Consider the following 16,449-nt stretch of genomic DNA (forward strand, 5'->3'; position numbering starts at 1 on the left):
GCCGGTGGCTCCGCTGCCGCAGCGGGACGGGATCGACCCGGTGCGGCTCCGGCTGCCCGCGGACCCGGACGGGGCCTGGCCCACCGTGCGGGACCACCTCGTCCACCGGTTCGCCGGGACGGTGGGCGCCGGGCGGGTGGACGCCATGCTGCGGCAGGGGCGGTTCGTCGGTACGGAGGGTCCGCTCACCGCGGACGAGCCGTACACCGCCGGGCGCTGCGTCTGGTTCCACCGCGACTTCGCGCCCGAGGTCCCGGTGCCGTTCGAGGTCGGGATCGTCCACCGCGACGAGCGGCTGGTGATCGCCGACAAGCCGCACTTCCTGGCGACCACGCCGCGTGGCAGTCACATCACGGAGACCGCGCTGGCCCGGCTGCGGCGCGAGCTGGGGCTGCCCGCACTCCAGCCGGCGCACCGGCTGGACCGGCTCACCGCGGGGCTCGTGCTGTTCGTCGTGCGTCCCGGGGACCGGGGCGCGTACCAGACGCTGTTCCGCGACCGCCGGGTGCGCAAGGAGTACGAGGCGGTGGCCCCGTACGACCCGGGGGTGGCGCTGCCCGTGACGGTACGCAGCCGCATCGAGAAGGAGCGCGGGGTGCCCGCGGCGCGGGTGGTGCCGGGCGAGCCGAACAGCGAGAGCCGGATCGAGCTGCTGGAGCGGCGGGGCGGGCTGGGCCGGTACCGGCTGCTGCCGGCCACCGGCCGTACCCACCAGCTGCGGGTGCACATGAACGGCGTCGGGCTGCCGATCCTGAACGACCCGCTGTATCCGGCGGTGCTCCCCGAGGGGCCGGAGGACTTCTCCCGCCCGCTGCAACTGCTGGCGCGGACGCTGGAGTTCACCGACCCCTTCACCGGTGAGCGGCGGTTCTTCGGCAGCCGCCGCCGGCTGGCTCAGTGGCCGCGGTCGATCCACTCCTGAAGGTGCGGCGCCTCGGCGCCGATGGTGGTCGTCTCGCCGTGCCCCGGGCGGACCAGCGTCCGCGGCGGAAGCGTGAGCAGCCTGCCGCGGATCGAGTCGATGATCGTAGGGAAGTCGGAGAACGACCGGCCGGTCGCTCCCGGGCCGCCCTGGAAGAGGGTGTCCCCGGTGAGGACGGTGACCAGCTCGGGGACGTGGAGGCAGACCGCGCCGGGTGCGTGGCCGGGGGTGTGCAGGACGGTCAGTGCGACGCCGGCGACGGTCAGGGTCTGCCCGTCGGCGAGTTCGCCGTCGGGGGCGCGGCCGGGGTGGGTCTGCTTCCACAGGGGGAGGTCGTCCGGGTGCAGCAGCACCGGCGCTCCGGTGGCGTCGGCGAGTGCCGGGGCCGCGTCGATGTGGTCGTTGTGCGCGTGGGTGCAGACGACGGCGCGCAGGGTCCGGCCGCCGAGGGCGGCGATGATCGCGTCGGCGTCGTGGGCGGCGTCGACGACGATCGCCTCCTCGTCGTCACCGACGATCCAGACGTTGTTGTCGACCTCCCAGGTGCCGCCGTCGAGGGAGAAGGTGCCGGAGGTGACCAGCAGGTCCACGCGGGCGGTCACAGGACCACCACCGAGCGGAGTACGTCGCCGGCGTGCATACGGGCGAAGGCCTTCTCCACGTCGCCGAGTCCGATGGTCTCGGTGACGAAGGCGTCGAGGTCGATCCGCCCCTGCAGGTGCAGATCGACGAGCATGGGGAAGTCGCGGGAGGGCAGGCAGTCGCCGTACCAGGAGGACTTGAGCGCCCCGCCCCGGCCGAAGACGTCGAGGAGCGGGAGGTCCAGCTTCATGTCGGGGGTGGGGACGCCGACGAGGACGAGCGTGCCGGCGAGGTCGCGGGCGTAGAAGGCCTGCCGGTAGGTCTCGGGCCGGCCGACGGCGTCGATCACGACGTCCGCGCCGAAGCCGCCGGTCAGCCCGCGGACGGCTTCCACCGGGTCGCCGGTACGGGAGTTGACGGTGTGGGTGGCGCCCATCGTCCTCGCGGTCTCCAGCTTCCGGTCGTCGATGTCGACGGCGATGACGGTGGTGGCCCCGGCCAGCCGCGCGCCCACGACGGCCCCGTCGCCGACTCCGCCGCAGCCGATGACGGCGACGGAGTCGCCCCGGCCGACCTGTCCGGTGTTGACGGCGGCGCCGATGCCGGCCATCACGCCGCAGCCGAGCAGGCCCGCCGCGGCCGGGGAGATCGCGGGGTCGACCTTGGTGCACTGGCCGGCGGCGACCAGGGTCTTCTCGGCGAACGCGCCGATGCCCAGGGCGGGCGACAGTTCGGTGCCGTCCGTGAGGGTCATCTTCCGCCGGGCGTTGTGGGTGTCGAAGCAGTACCACGGGCGTCCGCGGGAGCAGGCGCGGCAGCGGCCGCACACGGCGCGCCAGTTGAGGACCACGTAGTCCCCCGGCTCGACCTCGGTCACCCCGTCGCCGACCGACTCGACGACGCCGGCCGCCTCGTGCCCGAGGAGGAACGGGAAGTCGTCGTTGATCCCGCCCTGCTTGTAGTGCAGATCGGTGTGGCAGACCCCGCAGGCCTGCACCTTCACCACGGCTTCCCCGGGTCCCGGGTCGGGGACGACGATCGTTTCGACCCGCACCGGCTCGTTCTTCCCGGGTGCGATCACACCCTGCACCTGCTGCGGCATTGCCAGACCTGCCCTTCGTCGCGCAGTGGACGTCGTCCCCCACTATGGCGTGCGGTGGGCCTCCGGCGTGCGGTGGGCGCGGTACGTGCGAGCCGGCGCGAGCCGGCGCGAGCCGGACGCCGAAGGGGCGTCCGGCTCGTGCGGCATCGGGCTCGTGCGGCATCCGGGCCGCCCCGGGCTCGGGGCGGCCCGGCGGGACGCGCCGGGGGGTGCCGTGCGGCGCCCCGGCGGATCAGGCGTCCCGGTCCCCGGCGGCGATCCGCCGGACCCGGTTGCGGACGACGTACCAGCCGGCGACCAGGGCGAGCGCGATCAGCGGCAGGCAGTTGACGGTGGTGCGGCTGATGCCGCCGTCCATCCACATCAGGACCAGGACGGAGGCCAGGAAGGCCAGCGTGACGAGCTGGGTCCAGGGGGCCCAGGGCAGACGGTAGGACGGCCGGCCGACCAGGCCCGCCTTGGAGCGGTTCACGAACAGCAGCGAGCAGACCATGATCATGCCCCAGGTGCCGATGATGCCGATGGAGGCGAAGTTCAGCACCAGCTCGAAGGCGTCACCCGGCATCACGTAGTTCAGGAAGACGCCGACGACGCCGAAGCCCGCGGTGAGCAGGATGCCGCCGTACGGGACGCCGCCCCTGTTCATGACTCCGGTGAACTTCGGCGCGGAACCCGACAGGGACATGGAGCGCAGGATGCGGCCGGTGGAGTAGAGGCCGGAGTTGAGGCTGGAGAGTGCGGCGGTGAGCACGACGAGGTTCATGATGCTCGCGGCGCCGGGGATGCCGAGCTTGTTGAAGACGGTGACGAAGGGGCTCTGGTCGCCGGTGTAGGCCGTGTACGGCAGCAGCAGCGAGAGGAGCACCACGGAGCCGACGTAGAAGATGCCGACCCGCCACATGATCGAGTTGATCGCCTTCGGCATGATCTTCTCGGGGTTCTCGGTCTCACCGGCGGCGACGCCGCACAGCTCGACGGAGGCGTAGGCGAACACGACGCCCTGGATGAGCAGCAGCATCGGCATGACACCGCCGGGGAAGACGCCGCCGTTGTCCGCGATGGTGGACAGGCCCGGGGTGTGGCCGCCGACCTCGTGCTGGGTGACCACGAGGAAGATGCCGATCAGCATGAAGAGCACCAGTGCGCCGACCTTGACGATCGCGAACCAGAACTCCATCTCCCCGAAGTACTTCACCGAGATGAGGTTGGCGGTGAGCACCACCGCGAGGGCGATCAGCGCGAGGACCCACTGCGGGACGTCGCTGAAGGCCGCCCAGTAGTGGGCGAACACCGCGGCGGCGGTGATGTCCGCGATGGCGGTGGTCGACCAGTTCAGGAAGTACAGCCAGCCGGCGGTGAAGGCGCCCTTCTCGCCCATGAACTCACGCGCGTAGGAGACGAAGGCCCCGGAGGAGGGGCGGTAGAGGACCAGCTCGCCGAGCGCGCGGACGACGAAGAACGCGAAGACGCCGCAGAGGGCGTACGCGATGAAGAGCGACGGGCCGGCGCTGGCCATCCGGCCGCCCGCTCCCAGGAAGAGGCCCGTACCGATGGCGCCGCCGATGGCGATCATGTTGATGTGCCGCGACTTGAGGTCCTTGCGGTACCCGGCGTCTCCGGCGTCCACGTGGGGGGTGCCGGTCGCCGGGGTGGGGGCGACGGGCGTGTCGGCCGCAGTCATGGTGCGGTCACTCATGTAGATGTTCGCCTTCGTGAGGGGATGTGCGGTGCCGGAGGTCCTCCGGCGGCCTTTCTGCGGTGTGGACGAAGGTCACCGCGGCGAGGCCGGGCGGGCACAGACGACCCGACACCCTATGGTCAGGGCTGCCCTGGGATTTTGGCAGTGGCGAACCTCACTCAGACACATATCTGAGGTATTTCAGAGGTTGCGACAAGATGAAGCAAGGTCATCTCGCCGCATCAAAGGAGCCCTGACCTTCAGGGAGCGAGTACGTCCAGCTCCTGGAGGGCCCCGGCGGCGATCTCCCGGGTCAGCCGCTCGGCACGGTCGGCGTCGCCTTCGCGAACGGCCTCGGCGACCCGGACATGGAGGGTGACGGCGGCCGGGTCCGGGTTCTCGAACATCACCCGGTGGTGGGTGCGGCCGGTGAGCACCTCGGCGACGACGTCGCCGAGACGGGCGAACATCTCGTTGCCGGAGGCGCTGAGCACGATGCGGTGGAACGCGATGTCGTGCCGGAGGTAGCCCTCCAGCTGATGGCCGCGGGACGTGGCGACCATGCCCAGGGCGCACTCGGTGAGCGCGGCGCACTGCACGGCCGTGGCGTTGCGCGCGGCGAGCCCGGCGGCGACCGGCTCGACGGCGGAGCGCAGCACGGTCAGCGAGCGCAGCTGGCGGGGCCGGTCGGCACCGGCCAGCCGCCAGCGGATGACGCGCGGGTCGTAGACGTTCCACTCGTCGGCCGGGCGGACCGTCACCCCGACGCGGCGCCGGGACTCGACGAGGTGCATCGACTCCAGCACCCGGACCACTTCACGGACCACGGTGCGCGAGACGTCGAAGCGCCGGGCGATCTCGTCGGTGCGCAGCACGCTCGCGGGCGGGTACTCACCCGCGGTGATCGCCAGGCCGAGGCTGTCCAGTACGTGGGTGTGCAGCCCGTGGCCCTCTGTGGTCATGGCCCAAGGGTACGGGGGCACGCCCGGGGAGAAAAAGTATGACGTTTACATCTCAGACTCTTGAATACGTCGTACCTCATAGGTTTCAGTAGCCCACGGCCCGGCGTCCGGCCGGCGTCCGGGCCGATGTCGACGAGGACAGCGAGGCACCCATCCATGAGCACCCCCCACGTCGTCGTGGTGATGGGCGTGGCAGGGACCGGCAAGACCACCATCGGTCCCCTGCTCGCCGCGTCACTGGGCGTTCCCTACGCCGAGGGCGACGACTTCCATCCCGCGGACAACATCGCCAAGATGTCCGCGGGCGTCCCGCTGGACGACGCCGACCGCGAGCCGTGGCTCGACGCCATCGGCCGGTGGGCGCACGGCAGGACCGGCCTCGGCGGTGTCGTCGCCTGCTCCGCGCTCAAGCGGACCTACCGGGACCGCCTGCGGGCCGCCGCCCCGGACGTCGAGTTCCTGCATCTGACCGGCGACCGCGCCCTGATCGAGCGCCGGATGGCCGAGCGCAAGGGCCACTTCATGCCCACCGCGCTGCTCGACTCGCAGTTCGCCACCCTGCAGCCCCTGCAGGGCGACGAGGCCGGCGTCGCCGTCGACGTCGCCGGCTCCCCCCAGGAAATCACCGAGCGGGCCGTCGCCGCGCTGCGCCGGCTCGAGAACTGAGGAAACACCTTGACCCGTCTCAGCGTCGAGATGCTGGCAGCGGACGCCACCGAACCGATCACTTCGGCGGGCGACGCCCAGCTCGGCATCGCGGTACTCGCCGGAATCGCCGTCATCGTCGTGCTCATCACCCGCTTCAGCGTGCACGCCTTCCTGGCGCTGACCATCGGCTCGCTGGCGCTGGGCGCCTTCGCCGGCGCTCCGCTGGACAAGACCATCGTGTCGTTCAGCACCGGACTGGGCACCACCGTCGCCGGTGTCGGCGTGCTGATCGCGCTGGGCGCGATCCTCGGCAAGCTGCTCGCCGACTCCGGCGGCGCGGACCAGATCGTCGACACCATCCTCGCCAGGGCGGGCGGCCGGGCGATGCCGTGGGCGATGGTCCTGATCGCCTCGATCATCGGCCTGCCCCTGTTCTTCGAGGTCGGCATCGTCCTGCTGATCCCCGTGGTGCTGATGGTCGCCAGGCGCGGCGGCTACTCGCTGATGCGGATCGGCATCCCGGCCCTCGCCGGACTCTCCGTGATGCACGGCCTCATACCGCCGCACCCCGGCCCGCTGGTGGCGATCGACGCCGTCGGCGCGAACCTGGGCGTCACCCTGGCGCTCGGCCTCGTCGTCGCGATACCCACCGTCGTCATCGCCGGTCCGCTGTTCTCCAGGTACGCGGCCCGCTGGGTGGACATCGAGGCGCCCGAAGGCATGATCCCGCCGCGGGCGACCGAGGACCCGGACCAGCGCCCGGGCTTCGGCGCCACGGTCTTCACCGTGCTGCTGCCGGTCGCGCTGATGATGTCCCACGCGCTGGTCGAGATCGTCGTCGACGACCCCGGGAACCCGCTCCAGCGGGTCACCGCGGTCATCGGCTCCCCGCTGATCGCGCTGCTCGCCGCCGTGATCGTCGGCATCTTCACGCTGGGCCGCGCCGCCGGCTTCTCCAAGGAGCGGATCGGCACCACCGTGGAGAAGTCGCTCGCCCCGATCGCCGGTGTCCTGCTCATCGTCGGCGCGGGCGGTGGCTTCAAGACCACCCTGATCGACCTCGGCGTCGGCCGGATGATCCTGGACCTCTCCGCGGACTGGGCCGTGCCGACGCTGCTGCTGGCCTGGCTGATCGCGGTGGCGATCCGGCTGGCGACGGGTTCCGCGACCGTGGCGACGATCTCCGCGGCCGGTCTGGTCGCCCCGCTCGCCGCGGACATGGGCACCGCGGAGTCGGCCCTGCTCGTGCTGGCCATCGGTGCCGGCTCGCTCTTCTTCAGCCATGTCAACGACGCCGGATTCTGGCTGGTGAAGGAGTACTTCGGGATGAACGTCGGCCAGACGGTGAAGACCTGGTCGGTGATGGAGACCATCATCTCGGTCGTCGGCATCGTCCTCGTGCTGCTGCTGTCCCTCGTGCTGTGACGTCCGGTCCCTCCGTCAGGGCCCTTCAGGGCCCTTCAGGGCCCTTCAGAGGGGAGATTCCCGCCTGCCGCGCCGGTGGCGGCGGTCAGTCCCGGTCGGGGTCCCACAGCGGGTGCTCCCGGCGGGCCCAGGGGCGCCCGACCGACCCGGAGCGCATGCCACGGCGTGCCTCCGGGTCGGCGAGCGCCATCCTGATGTGCCCGGCCAGTACGACTCCGATCGTCAGCGCCAGCCAGTCGTGCACGAAGGTCGCGCCGTTGCGCCAGACCAGCGGGGCGAGGTCGGTGAACCACATCAGCAGGCCCGTGCCGAGCATCACCAGCACCGCGCCCGCGATCCACGCGGCGTACAGCTTCTGCCCGGCGTTGAACTTCCCGGCCGGGCGGTCCCGGGGACCGCGCCGGCGGCGGAGCGCGGCCCGCAGCCAGGCGCGATCGTGCGGGCCGAAGCGGTTCAGCCGCCGCAGGTCCCTCCGGAACGGACGGGAGGCCAGTCCCAGCAGGAACGGCGCCGGGAGCAGCAGTCCCGACCACTGGTGCAGGGTCACCACGAGGCGGCGGCGGCCCACGAGTTCGGCGAGCACCGGCACGTACAGGCATGCGGCCGTCGCGACGCACAGCAGCATCAGCGCCGCGGTGGCGCGGTGGACCAGGCGTTCGGCGGGGCTGAACCGCGTGACGCGGCCGGGGGGTTCAGGCGGTGGGGGTGTCGTCGCGGCCGTTCGACCGGCCGACCCAGGCGTCGATGTCATAGCCTCGCTCCTCCCAGTACCCGGGGCGCACGTCCCGGGTCAGGGAGATCCCGGAGAGCCACTTCGCTGACTTGTAGAAGTACATGGGCGCGACGTACAGCCGCACCGGGCCGCCGTGCGCGTGGGAGAGCGGTTCGTCCCGCATCCGCAGACAGACCAGGACGTCGGAGCGGCGGGCCTGGTCGAGGGTCAGGCTCTCGCTGTACACGCCGTCGAAGCAGGTGAACCGGACCGCCCCGGCCTCCGGCCGGACGCCGACGGCGTCCAGCAGTTCCGACAGCCGGACGCCCTCGAAGGGGGTGTCGGGGACGCGCCAGCCCGTCACACACTGCACGTCGCGCACCAGACGGGTCTGCGGCAGTGCGCGGAGGGCGCGGAGGGTGAACTCGGCGGGCCGCTCGACCAGTCCGCCGACGGTGAGCCGGTAGTCGGCGGCGGTCTTGCGGGGCACGGACGCGGCGACCGAGTAGTAGCGGAAGCCGCCGCCGCCCGGCAGCAGGCCGGTGAGCTTCGTCGGGTCCGAGCCGGCGACCGAACCGAGGAACCCTTCGAGGCCGCGCTGGAGCCAGGGCGCGGCGGCGACGCCGGCGGCGCCGAGGCCCAGGACCGCGAGTACCGTGCGCCGCCCGACGGGCGCACCCTCCGCGTCCGGGTCCGCGGCCGGTGGCGGTGTCGGCGTCGGGGCCGGGGCCGGTGTCGCGTGCGGTGCCGGTGCCGGTGCCGGTGCTGGAGCCGGGCCCGGGGCCGCCGGCGCCGGCTCAGCGGCCGGGTAAGCGGCCGGTGGCGGTGCCCCGTCCGGTGCCGGGTCCGGTGCCGGGTCCGGTGCCGGGGCCGGCGGGAGGCCCGTCGCCCGGGACGTGCCCGGGTCCGCCGGCGCTTCCGGGGCATGCGGCGCGGCCGGGTCCGGTGGACCGGAGGAGGCCGAACCCGGGGGCGGGGTGGTTTCGTTCACCCTTCGATTCGAGCACCCGCGGCCGCCGGGATCCAGCGGCCGCGGGCGTCCGTCAGAATTCCGTCACACCTTGGCGCGGGGCGCCGGGTCCTGCTCCGCGGCCTGCTCCAGCCGGAAGGCCTCGTTGCCTAGTCCGATCCGGGCGTGCACCTCGGGCCGCAGCGACTTCAGGGCCACGCCGTAGACGAGCCCGCCCGCCAGGGCGACGCCGATGATGCCGGGCAGTACCCAGCTCAGCGCGGAGCCGGGACCCGCGCCGATCAGGACGTCGAAGTCCTTCAGCGTGTAGACGGCGATCGCGAGGAGCGCGAGCCCCGCCAGTGCGGAGCAGACCAGCCGCCAGGCCTGCGGGCCGGCCGCGCCGCGGCGGACGAAGAAGGCGATCACGGCGAAGGAGGCCGCGGCCATCAGCAGGATCACCCCGAGGGCCCCGATGTTGCCCATCCAGGTGAACAGGCGCAGCACCGGAGTGGTCGGGTCGCCCGCGGGCCGGCCGTCGGTGGCGGCGAAGGCCACGATCACCGCGACCGACACGACGGACTGGAGCACCGAACCGGTGGCGGGGGCGCCGCTGGTACGGGTGGTCCGGCCGAACGCGGCGGGCAGCAGCCCCTCCCGGCCCATGGCGAACGCGTAGCGTGCGACGACGTTGTGGAAGCTGAGCAGCGCCGCGAACATGCCCGTGAGGAAGAGGACGTGCAGTACGTCGGTGAAGGTGGTGCCGAGCCGGCTGCCGGTGAGCGAGAACAGCAGCCCGGGCCCCTGCTCGGCCGCCTCGCGGGTGACGGCGCCGGGACCGGTGGCGACGGTGATCGCCCAGGCGCTGAGCGCGAGGAACACCGCGGCGTAGCCGACCGCGAGGAACATCACCCGCGAGACGACCACCTGGGGGCGGCTGGTCTCCTCCGCGTACACCGGGGACTGCTCGAAGCCGACGAACGCGGCGATGCAGAAGCACAGGGCGGTGCCGAGGCCCGCTCCGGTGAGGGTGGCGGGGTCGAAGGCGGTCAGCGAGAGTCCCTCGGGGCCGGGCTCGGCCACGGCGGCGACGTCGAAGACGACGACGAGGGCGCACTCGACCACGAGGAGGACGCCGAGCAATCTCGCATTGAGATCGATCTTCAGCCAGCCCAGCACGGCGACGACGGCGGCGGCCGCGAGCGCGGGGACCCACCAGGCGACGGTCAGGCCGAGGTGGGTGGCGAGCAGCCCCGAGACCTCGAATCCGAGGATGCCGTAGATGCCGACCTGCATCGCGCTGTACGCGACCAGGGCGACGAGCGCGGCCCCGGCGCCCGAGGTGGGTCCGAGGCCGCGGGCTATGTAGGCGTAGAAGGCACCGGCGTTGTGGACGTGGCGGCTCATCTCGGCGTATCCGACGCTGAACAGCATCAGGACGAGGCCGAGGACCACGTACAGCAGGGGCTGGCCGACGATGCCCATCACCCCGTAGACGGTGGGCATGACCCCGGCCACGACCATCAGCGGTGCGCTGGCGGCGAGGACCGAGAGCAGCAGGCCCGCGGTCCCGAGCCGGTCGGCGCGCAGCGCCCGGTCCTGGCCCTTGTAGGTGTTGATCTCGCTCGTGCTGGTGGCGCTCGTGCTGGTGCTCGAACTGGCCGGCGGCATGGCGGGGCGGTCCCTTCTCGGGGATGGGGGCGGTTCAGACGGAGCCGAGCGCGGAGTCGCGCGCGGCCTGGAAGGCGTGGTGCGGGTCCCGGTCCGGGTAGGACCAGGGGTCTGGGGTGGCGTGCGGCCCGATGCGGTGGAAGAGGGCGGCAGCCTCGGCGGAGCGGCCCTCGCAGTACTTGGCGTGGGCGAGGAAGTTGAGGTCGAGACGGTTGCGCGGGTGGTCCTCGCCCTCCCACTCCAGCCACCAGTCGAAGGCCGCCTTCATCACCTGGCGGGCGCGCCGGCTGGTCCAGTGGCCCGAGGTGACGGGGTCGGCGGGCCGGCCCGCGGCCGCGGCCAGCACCCGGTACCGCTCGGTGTGCGCGACCACGGGCAGGACGGCGAGCGGGGAGTCGGCCGGGGCCTGCTCGGCCGCCCAGGACGCGAAGTCGTACACCTCGTGGAGCGGGTCCTGTCCGGCGGCGACGTGGCGTTCGGCGAGCCGGGCCACCATCAGATGGTGGGCGTGGTGGTGTTCGGGGTGGCGGACCCGTACCTCGTCGAAGAGGCGTACGACCTCCTCCTCCGTGCCCAGGGTGCGGGCGAGGAGCAGTTGGGCGAGCCACGGGGTCGGGTCGTGGGGCGCGCGTCCCGCGGCGACCAGGCAGGCGGCCCTGGCGGACTCCGGCCGTTCCTTGCCGCGCAGGGCGGCCCGGACCGCGGCGCAGGCGAGCAGCGCGGCTGCGTCGGTGCTGTCGGGTTCGGCGAGGAGCCAGTCACGCGCCCAGGCGGCGCTGGAGGGCGGCTCGCCGAGGACGACGAGACGGTGGCCGCGGCGGTCCCAGTCGTCGCCGGTGGCCGAGAGCAGCGAGCGCACCGCGCTCCACCGTCCCTGGGCCAACTGGGCCCGCACGGCTATGAGTTCGGTGTCGTCGAGCGCGGGGTCGAAGGACTGACCGGAACGCCCTGCGCGACGGCGGCGGCCGAGCGGAGGCGGAGGTGGGGGCATCCGCGTTGCTACTTTCACATCAGGCAGTGAGCGAATGATCGCTCTCAGCAAAGCGGTAGGGAAGGCTCTGCGTCAAGGCCGGCCCCCGCGCCGCCCGTCCGCGCCATGCGGATCGTCCATGTCCTCCCGGTGTGCGGGGAGTCGGGCAGGGCCGCCGCGCGGCGCCGCGTCAACGCCGCGCCGGCCCGTTCCGGTTCGTCCGCGCCGGCCCGTTCCGGTTCGGTTCGGTTCGCTTCAGTCTGGTTCGGTTTCAGTCCGATTCGGTTCGGTCAGGTCCGCTCCGGTTAGGACACGGCCTTCGCCGCCGCCCGGCCCGCCGTCCGGCCCGAGAAGATGCAGCCGCCCAGGAAGGTGCCCTCGAGGGAGCGGTAGCCGTGGACCCCGCCGCCGCCGAACCCGGCCGCCTCACCCGCCGCGTACAGTCCCGGCAGCGGCTCCCCGTCGTCGGCGAGGACCCGGGAGGAGAGGTCCGTCTCCAGGCCGCCGAGCGACTTGCGGGTGAGGATGTTGAGCCGTACGGCGACGAGCGGTCCGGCCGCCGGGTCGAGGATGCGGTGCGGGGCCGCGGTGCGGATCAGCTTGTCGCCGAGGTACCTCCGGGCTCCGCGGATGGCGGTGACCTGGAGGTCCTTGGTGAACGGGTTGGCGATCTCCCGGTCGCGGGCGGTGATCTCGCGGCCCAGCGCCGCCTCGTCGATGAGGGGTTCCCCGGTGAGCGCGTTCATCCCGCGTACCAGCGCCGCCAAATCCTTCTCCACGACGAAGTCCGCCCCGTTGTCCATGAACGCCCTGACCGGGCCGGGCACTCCGGCGCGCGCCCGGCCGATGACGCCCCGGACGGAGCGGCCCGTGAGGTCCGGGTTCTGCTCGGAGCCGGAGAGGGCGAACTCCTTGCCGATGATGCGCTGGTTGAGCACGAACCAGGTGTGGCCGTGTCCGGACCGCGTGATGTGCTCCAGTGTCCCGAGCGTGTCGAAGCCCGGGAACAGCGGGACCGGCAGCCGCCGTCCGCGCGCGTCCAACCACAGCGACGACGGCCCCGGCAGGATGCGGATGCCGTGCCGGGCCCAGATGGGGTTCCAGTTCTCGATGCCCTCGGTGTAGTGCCACATGCGGTCGCGGTTGATGTGGCGGGCGCCGGCCGACTCGGCGATGCCGAGCATCAGCCCGTCGACGTGGGCCGGGACGCCGGAGAGCAGCTTCCCGGGCGGGGTGCCGAGCCGTTCGGGCCACTGGGCGCGCACCAGGTCGTGGTTGCCGCCGATGCCGCCGGAGGTGACGACGACGGCCTGGGCGCGCAGTTCGAAGGAGCCGGTGGCCTCGCGGCTGCTCGCCTCCCCGCGCGGCACCGCGGACGGCTCCAGGATCTCACCGGTGACGGTGTCGAGGGCGCCGGAGGTCCGGCCCAGCCCGGTCACCCGGTGCCGGAAGCGCAGTTCGACCAGTCCGCGGGCGACGCCCTCCCGCACCCGGCGCTCGAACGGCTCCACCAGACCGGGCCCGGTTCCCCAGGTGATGTGGAACCGGGGCACCGAGTTGCCGTGTCCGCCGGCGTCGTAGCCGCCGCGCTCGGCCCAGCCGACGACGGGGAAGAACCTCACGCCCTGGGCGTGCAGCCAGGGCCGCTTCTCCCCCGCGGCGAAGTCGACGTACGCCTCCGCCCAGCGGCGCGGCCAGTGGTCCTCCTCGCGGTCGAACCCGGCCGTGCCGAGCCAGTCCTGCCGTGCCAGGGCGTGGCTGTCCCGGATGCGCATCCGGCGCTGCTCCGGCGAGTCGACGAGGAAGAGCCCGCCGAACGACCAGTGGGCCTGCCCGCCGATCGACTGCTCCGGTTCCTGGTCGAGCAGGAGCACCTTCCGCCCGGCGTCGGCGAGTTCGGCGGTGGCCGCGAGCCCCGCCAGCCCTGCCCCGATCACGATGACATCAGCGTCGTACGCCATGGTTGCTGTCCCTCTCGGAGCGGGCGCCCGGCGGCGCGGCCCAGTGCGATGGGCTCCGATCTTCTTTACGCGGCGGTAACTCGTCAACCGTTCCCACCGGGAGAGATCGCCGGGGCCGGTGCGGCCGGGACGGGACCGGTGCGGCGTCGCCTCCCGTCCCGGCCGCGCCTCCCGGCAGTACGGCTGATTGGATGGGGGCATGAGCAGCGCCGGCCGTCCCGCCGAGGAGATCCTCGACATCGTCGACGAGTTCGACGAGGTCGTGGGCCAGGCACCGCGCGGTGAGGCGTACGCGCGGGGCCTGCGCCACCGCTGTGTGTTCGTCCTCGCCCGGGACGCCGGCGGGCGGGTCTTCGTGCACCGCCGTACGGCGACGAAGCTCGTCTTCCCGTCGCTGTACGACATGTTCGTCGGCGGTGTCGTGGGCGCGGGCGAGTCGTACGACGACGCGGCGCTGCGCGAGGCCGAGGAGGAGCTCGGGGTGTCCGGGCTGCCCCGGCCGGTCCCGCTGTTCAAGTTCCTGTACGAGGCGTCCGTCCCGGCGCCCGCCGGCGGACCGGAACCCGTGTGGCACACCTGGTGGTCCGCGGTCTACGAGGTGCGCTGCGACGTCCCCGTACGGCCACAGGCCGAGGAGGTCGCCTGGTACCGGTTCCTGCCCGAGTCCGAGCTCGAGGCGCGGCTCGCCGAATGGGAGTGGGTCCCGGACGGCCTCGCGGCGTACGAGCGGCTGCGGCACCACCGTCGCCCGGGGCGCTGAGGCCGGGAGGCTGGGGCTGAGGACGGGGCGCCGGGGCCGGGTCCGGGGCACGGTGCCGGAGCGGACGCCAGAGCGGTCGAAGCGGCGCCGGGCGGAAGCAGCGGGCGCGAGGGAGAGCCGCCGAGGTGGCCCCGGGCGGGAGCGGGAGCGGCGGCGCCGAGCGGACCCGCGCCGCGGCGCGGGTGGGGTGCGGCGGCGCGCGGGTAGGGTGCCGCGGGTGAGCGACTTCGTACGCAACCTGGGGCTGTGGCTCGCGCCGCGCCGGATCCAGGACGAGGGCGAGACCCCCGACTACCGCTTCTCACTCGCCAACGAGCGCACCTTCCTCGCCTGGATCCGGACCGCGCTCGCGCTGATCGCGGGGGGCTTCGCCGTCGACCAGTTCCTGCCCGGCCTGCGGTGGGGGATCCGGGTCGGGCTGTCGCTCGCGCTGATCGGGACGGGGGTGCTGTGCGCGTTCCGGTCGGTCCACCACTGGGTGCGCTGTGAACTGGCGATGCGGCGCGGTGAGGACCTGCCGCTGTCGCGCTTTCCGTCGCTGCTCGCGCTGGCGGTGGGGGCCGTCTCGGTCACCATGGTGGTGGTCGTGGCCTCGGGGCGCGGATGAGCGCGCTCGTGCGTGATCCGGGGCTTCAGCCGGAGCGGACCCGGCTGGCCTGGCGGCGTACGACACTGGCGTTCACGGTGGCGGCGGTCCTCGCGGTCCGGCAGGTGGTGCGGAACGGATCGGTGACGGCGGGCGATGTCGTCGCCTTCGCGCTGAGCACGGTGGTGTGGCTCGGCTTCCTCGCGGTGGCGCACCGGCGCATCCGCGCGATGGCCCTGCGGCGGCCGCCGGGGGCCATGCCCTTCGCCGAGGCGGCGGTCGCGACGGTGTGCACGCTCGCGCTCGCCGGGTTCGCCGTCGCGATCGTGTGGTGAGAGGTGCCCGGTGTCAGGCGGCGACCGGTGCCAGCCGGTGCCAGACGGCGTCCGGTGTCAGCCCGCGTCCGCGACCGATACGACGATCTTGCCCTGGGGGTGGCCTTCCTCGCTGAGTCGGTGGGCCTCGGCCGCGCGCTCCAGCGGGAGGACCCGTGCCACGCGCACGGAGACGACCTCCTCCTCCGCGAGTTCGCTCAGCCGGTAGAGGTCGGCCGTGTTCGGCCGTACGAACAGGTAGCGCCCGCCCAGCGCGGCGACCCCCGGGTCGGCGACGGAGGCGATCCTGCCGCCCTCGGCGAGCACCGGGACCGAGGCCTCGAGGGCCTCGCCGCCCACGCAGTCGACCACCGCGCTCACCCCGTCCGGGGCGAGGGCCCGTACCCGCTCGGCCAGCCCCTCGCCGTACGTCACGGGTTCGGCGCCCAGGGCGCGCAGGTACGGGTGCGACGAGGCGCTTCCGGTGCCGATCACGCGTGCGCCGAAGTGCCGGGCCAGCTGGACCGCCAGCGACCCCACCCCGCCGGCCGCCGCATGGATCAGGACGGTGTCGCCGTGGCCCACGCCGCCCAGCCCCTGGGTGATCACCTGATAGGCGGTGAGGCCGGCCAGCGGCAGACCGGCGGCCTCTTCGAAGCCCAGGTTGCGCGGCTTGCGCGCGAGGGTGCGGACCGGGGCCGCGACGTACTCGGCGAACGTGCCCCGTGACAGGAAGTCCTCGCGGACGTACCCGATGACCTCGTCGCCCTCGGAGAACTCGGGGACCGACACCCCCGGCCTGACGACGACACCGGACAGGTCCCAGCCCGGGACGACGGGGAAGACGGCGTCGAGGACCGGGGCCAGGCGGCCTTCGCGGCACTTCCAGTCGACCGGGTTGACGGCCGCCGCGACGACCTTGACCAGGACGGAGTCCGGGCCGGTCCTGGGCATCGGGCGCTCGCCGAACTCCAGGACCTCCGGGCCGCCGTAGCGGCGGTAGCTGATCGCCTTCATACGTCCGACACTCCGGCCCGCCGGTGCCGCGCGCAAGCGGAGCGCCGCGCGTCGCGGGGTACGCCCCGTGACACCACCCGCGACACGCCTCGCGCCGAACCTCGCGGCGCGGCACCGCGGCGCGGCACCGCGGCGCGGCACCGCGGAACAGCGCCGCGGAGCAGCGCGAAGCCGCGCCGTCGCGCGTCGC

At 73.2% G+C, this 16,449-nt stretch carries 16 protein-coding genes; 6 read left to right on the forward strand and 10 right to left on the reverse strand.

Annotated elements, in window-relative coordinates; translation table 11 throughout:
* The first annotated feature begins 4 nt into the window (after positions 1-4).
* The gene (locus tag DDW44_RS02435; protein ID WP_108905381.1) at positions 5-922 is read left to right on the forward strand and encodes an RluA family pseudouridine synthase; all 918 of its coding nucleotides are present in this window, start codon (positions 5-7) and stop codon (positions 920-922) included.
* Here DDW44_RS02435 and DDW44_RS02440 read toward each other — a convergent pair.
* From DDW44_RS02440 to DDW44_RS02455, 4 genes are all read right to left on the reverse strand, one after another.
* Positions 895-1,524 (reverse strand): MBL fold metallo-hydrolase, encoded by a 630-nt coding sequence (locus DDW44_RS02440; protein ID WP_108905382.1) that lies wholly within the window; start codon positions 1,522-1,524, stop codon positions 895-897. The genes DDW44_RS02435 and DDW44_RS02440 overlap by 28 nt on opposite strands.
* Positions 1,521-2,606 (reverse strand): S-(hydroxymethyl)mycothiol dehydrogenase, encoded by a 1,086-nt coding sequence (locus DDW44_RS02445; RefSeq protein ID WP_017945396.1) that lies wholly within the window; start codon positions 2,604-2,606, stop codon positions 1,521-1,523. Before DDW44_RS02445 ends, DDW44_RS02440 begins: the two co-directional genes overlap by 4 nt.
* Positions 2,607-2,838: 232 nt before the next feature.
* Positions 2,839-4,302 (reverse strand): amino acid permease, encoded by a 1,464-nt coding sequence (locus tag DDW44_RS02450; RefSeq protein WP_108905383.1) that lies wholly within the window; start codon positions 4,300-4,302, stop codon positions 2,839-2,841.
* A gap of 242 nt (positions 4,303-4,544) precedes the next feature.
* A complete protein-coding gene (locus DDW44_RS02455) occupies positions 4,545-5,246 on the reverse strand; it encodes a FadR/GntR family transcriptional regulator (RefSeq protein WP_017945394.1) in 702 nt (233 codons plus the stop codon).
* A 156-nt stretch (positions 5,247-5,402) separates the two neighbouring features.
* On the opposite strand from DDW44_RS02455, the gene DDW44_RS02460 reads away from it, so the two are divergent.
* On the forward strand, positions 5,403-5,912 hold the full coding sequence (locus DDW44_RS02460; RefSeq protein WP_108905384.1) for a gluconokinase: 510 nt from the start codon (positions 5,403-5,405) through the stop codon (positions 5,910-5,912).
* A gap of 9 nt (positions 5,913-5,921) precedes the next feature.
* On the forward strand, positions 5,922-7,319 hold the full coding sequence (locus DDW44_RS02465; RefSeq protein ID WP_108905385.1) for a GntT/GntP/DsdX family permease: 1,398 nt from the start codon (positions 5,922-5,924) through the stop codon (positions 7,317-7,319).
* An 85-nt stretch (positions 7,320-7,404) separates the two neighbouring features.
* Here the strand turns inward: DDW44_RS02465 and DDW44_RS02470 are convergent, their stop codons facing one another.
* The 5 genes from DDW44_RS02470 to DDW44_RS02490 all read right to left on the reverse strand — a co-directional run bounded on the left by DDW44_RS02470 (position 7,405) and on the right by DDW44_RS02490 (position 13,582).
* Positions 7,405-8,070: a cytochrome b/b6 domain-containing protein gene (locus DDW44_RS02470; RefSeq protein WP_108905386.1), complete on the reverse strand. Its 666-nt coding sequence runs from the start codon at positions 8,068-8,070 to the stop codon at positions 7,405-7,407.
* Entirely contained in the window at positions 8,012-9,022 is a 1,011-nt protein-coding gene (locus DDW44_RS02475; RefSeq protein ID WP_108905387.1) for a molybdopterin-dependent oxidoreductase, read from the reverse strand. The genes DDW44_RS02470 and DDW44_RS02475 overlap by 59 nt, the downstream gene beginning before the upstream one ends.
* Positions 9,023-9,085: 63 nt before the next feature.
* Positions 9,086-10,651: an APC family permease gene (locus DDW44_RS02480; protein WP_108905388.1), complete on the reverse strand. Its 1,566-nt coding sequence runs from the start codon at positions 10,649-10,651 to the stop codon at positions 9,086-9,088.
* 34 nt (positions 10,652-10,685) lie between these two features.
* Positions 10,686-11,642, reverse strand: coding sequence for a hypothetical protein (locus DDW44_RS02485; RefSeq protein WP_026281906.1), 957 nt, complete (start codon positions 11,640-11,642; stop codon positions 10,686-10,688).
* Between the two features lie 284 nt (positions 11,643-11,926).
* Complete coding sequence (locus DDW44_RS02490; RefSeq protein ID WP_018891494.1) at positions 11,927-13,582, reverse strand: FAD-binding dehydrogenase; 1,656 nt, start codon at positions 13,580-13,582, stop codon at positions 11,927-11,929.
* Positions 13,583-13,781: 199 nt separating this feature from the next.
* On the opposite strand from DDW44_RS02490, the gene DDW44_RS02495 reads away from it, so the two are divergent.
* The 3 genes from DDW44_RS02495 (at position 13,782) to DDW44_RS02505 (ending at position 15,263) form a co-directional block, all read left to right on the forward strand.
* A complete protein-coding gene (locus tag DDW44_RS02495) occupies positions 13,782-14,342 on the forward strand; it encodes an NUDIX hydrolase (protein ID WP_108905389.1) in 561 nt (186 codons plus the stop codon).
* Between the two features lie 217 nt (positions 14,343-14,559).
* Positions 14,560-14,949 carry a YidH family protein gene (locus DDW44_RS02500; protein WP_017945385.1) on the forward strand — a complete coding sequence of 130 codons (390 nt, stop codon included), beginning with the start codon at positions 14,560-14,562 and terminating at the stop codon, positions 14,947-14,949.
* Entirely contained in the window at positions 14,946-15,263 is a 318-nt protein-coding gene (locus tag DDW44_RS02505; protein ID WP_208647927.1) for a DUF202 domain-containing protein, read from the forward strand. The genes DDW44_RS02500 and DDW44_RS02505 overlap by 4 nt, the downstream gene beginning before the upstream one ends.
* Positions 15,264-15,320: 57 nt before the next feature.
* On the opposite strand, the gene DDW44_RS02510 is transcribed toward DDW44_RS02505, so the two are convergent.
* Entirely contained in the window at positions 15,321-16,259 is a 939-nt protein-coding gene (locus DDW44_RS02510; protein WP_017945383.1) for an NADP-dependent oxidoreductase, read from the reverse strand.
* Positions 16,260-16,449: the final 190 nt, after the last annotated feature.

Origin of the sequence: Streptomyces tirandamycinicus (genome assembly GCF_003097515.1) — a bacterium.
Taxonomy (GTDB): Bacteria; Actinomycetota; Actinomycetes; order Streptomycetales; family Streptomycetaceae; genus Streptomyces; species Streptomyces tirandamycinicus.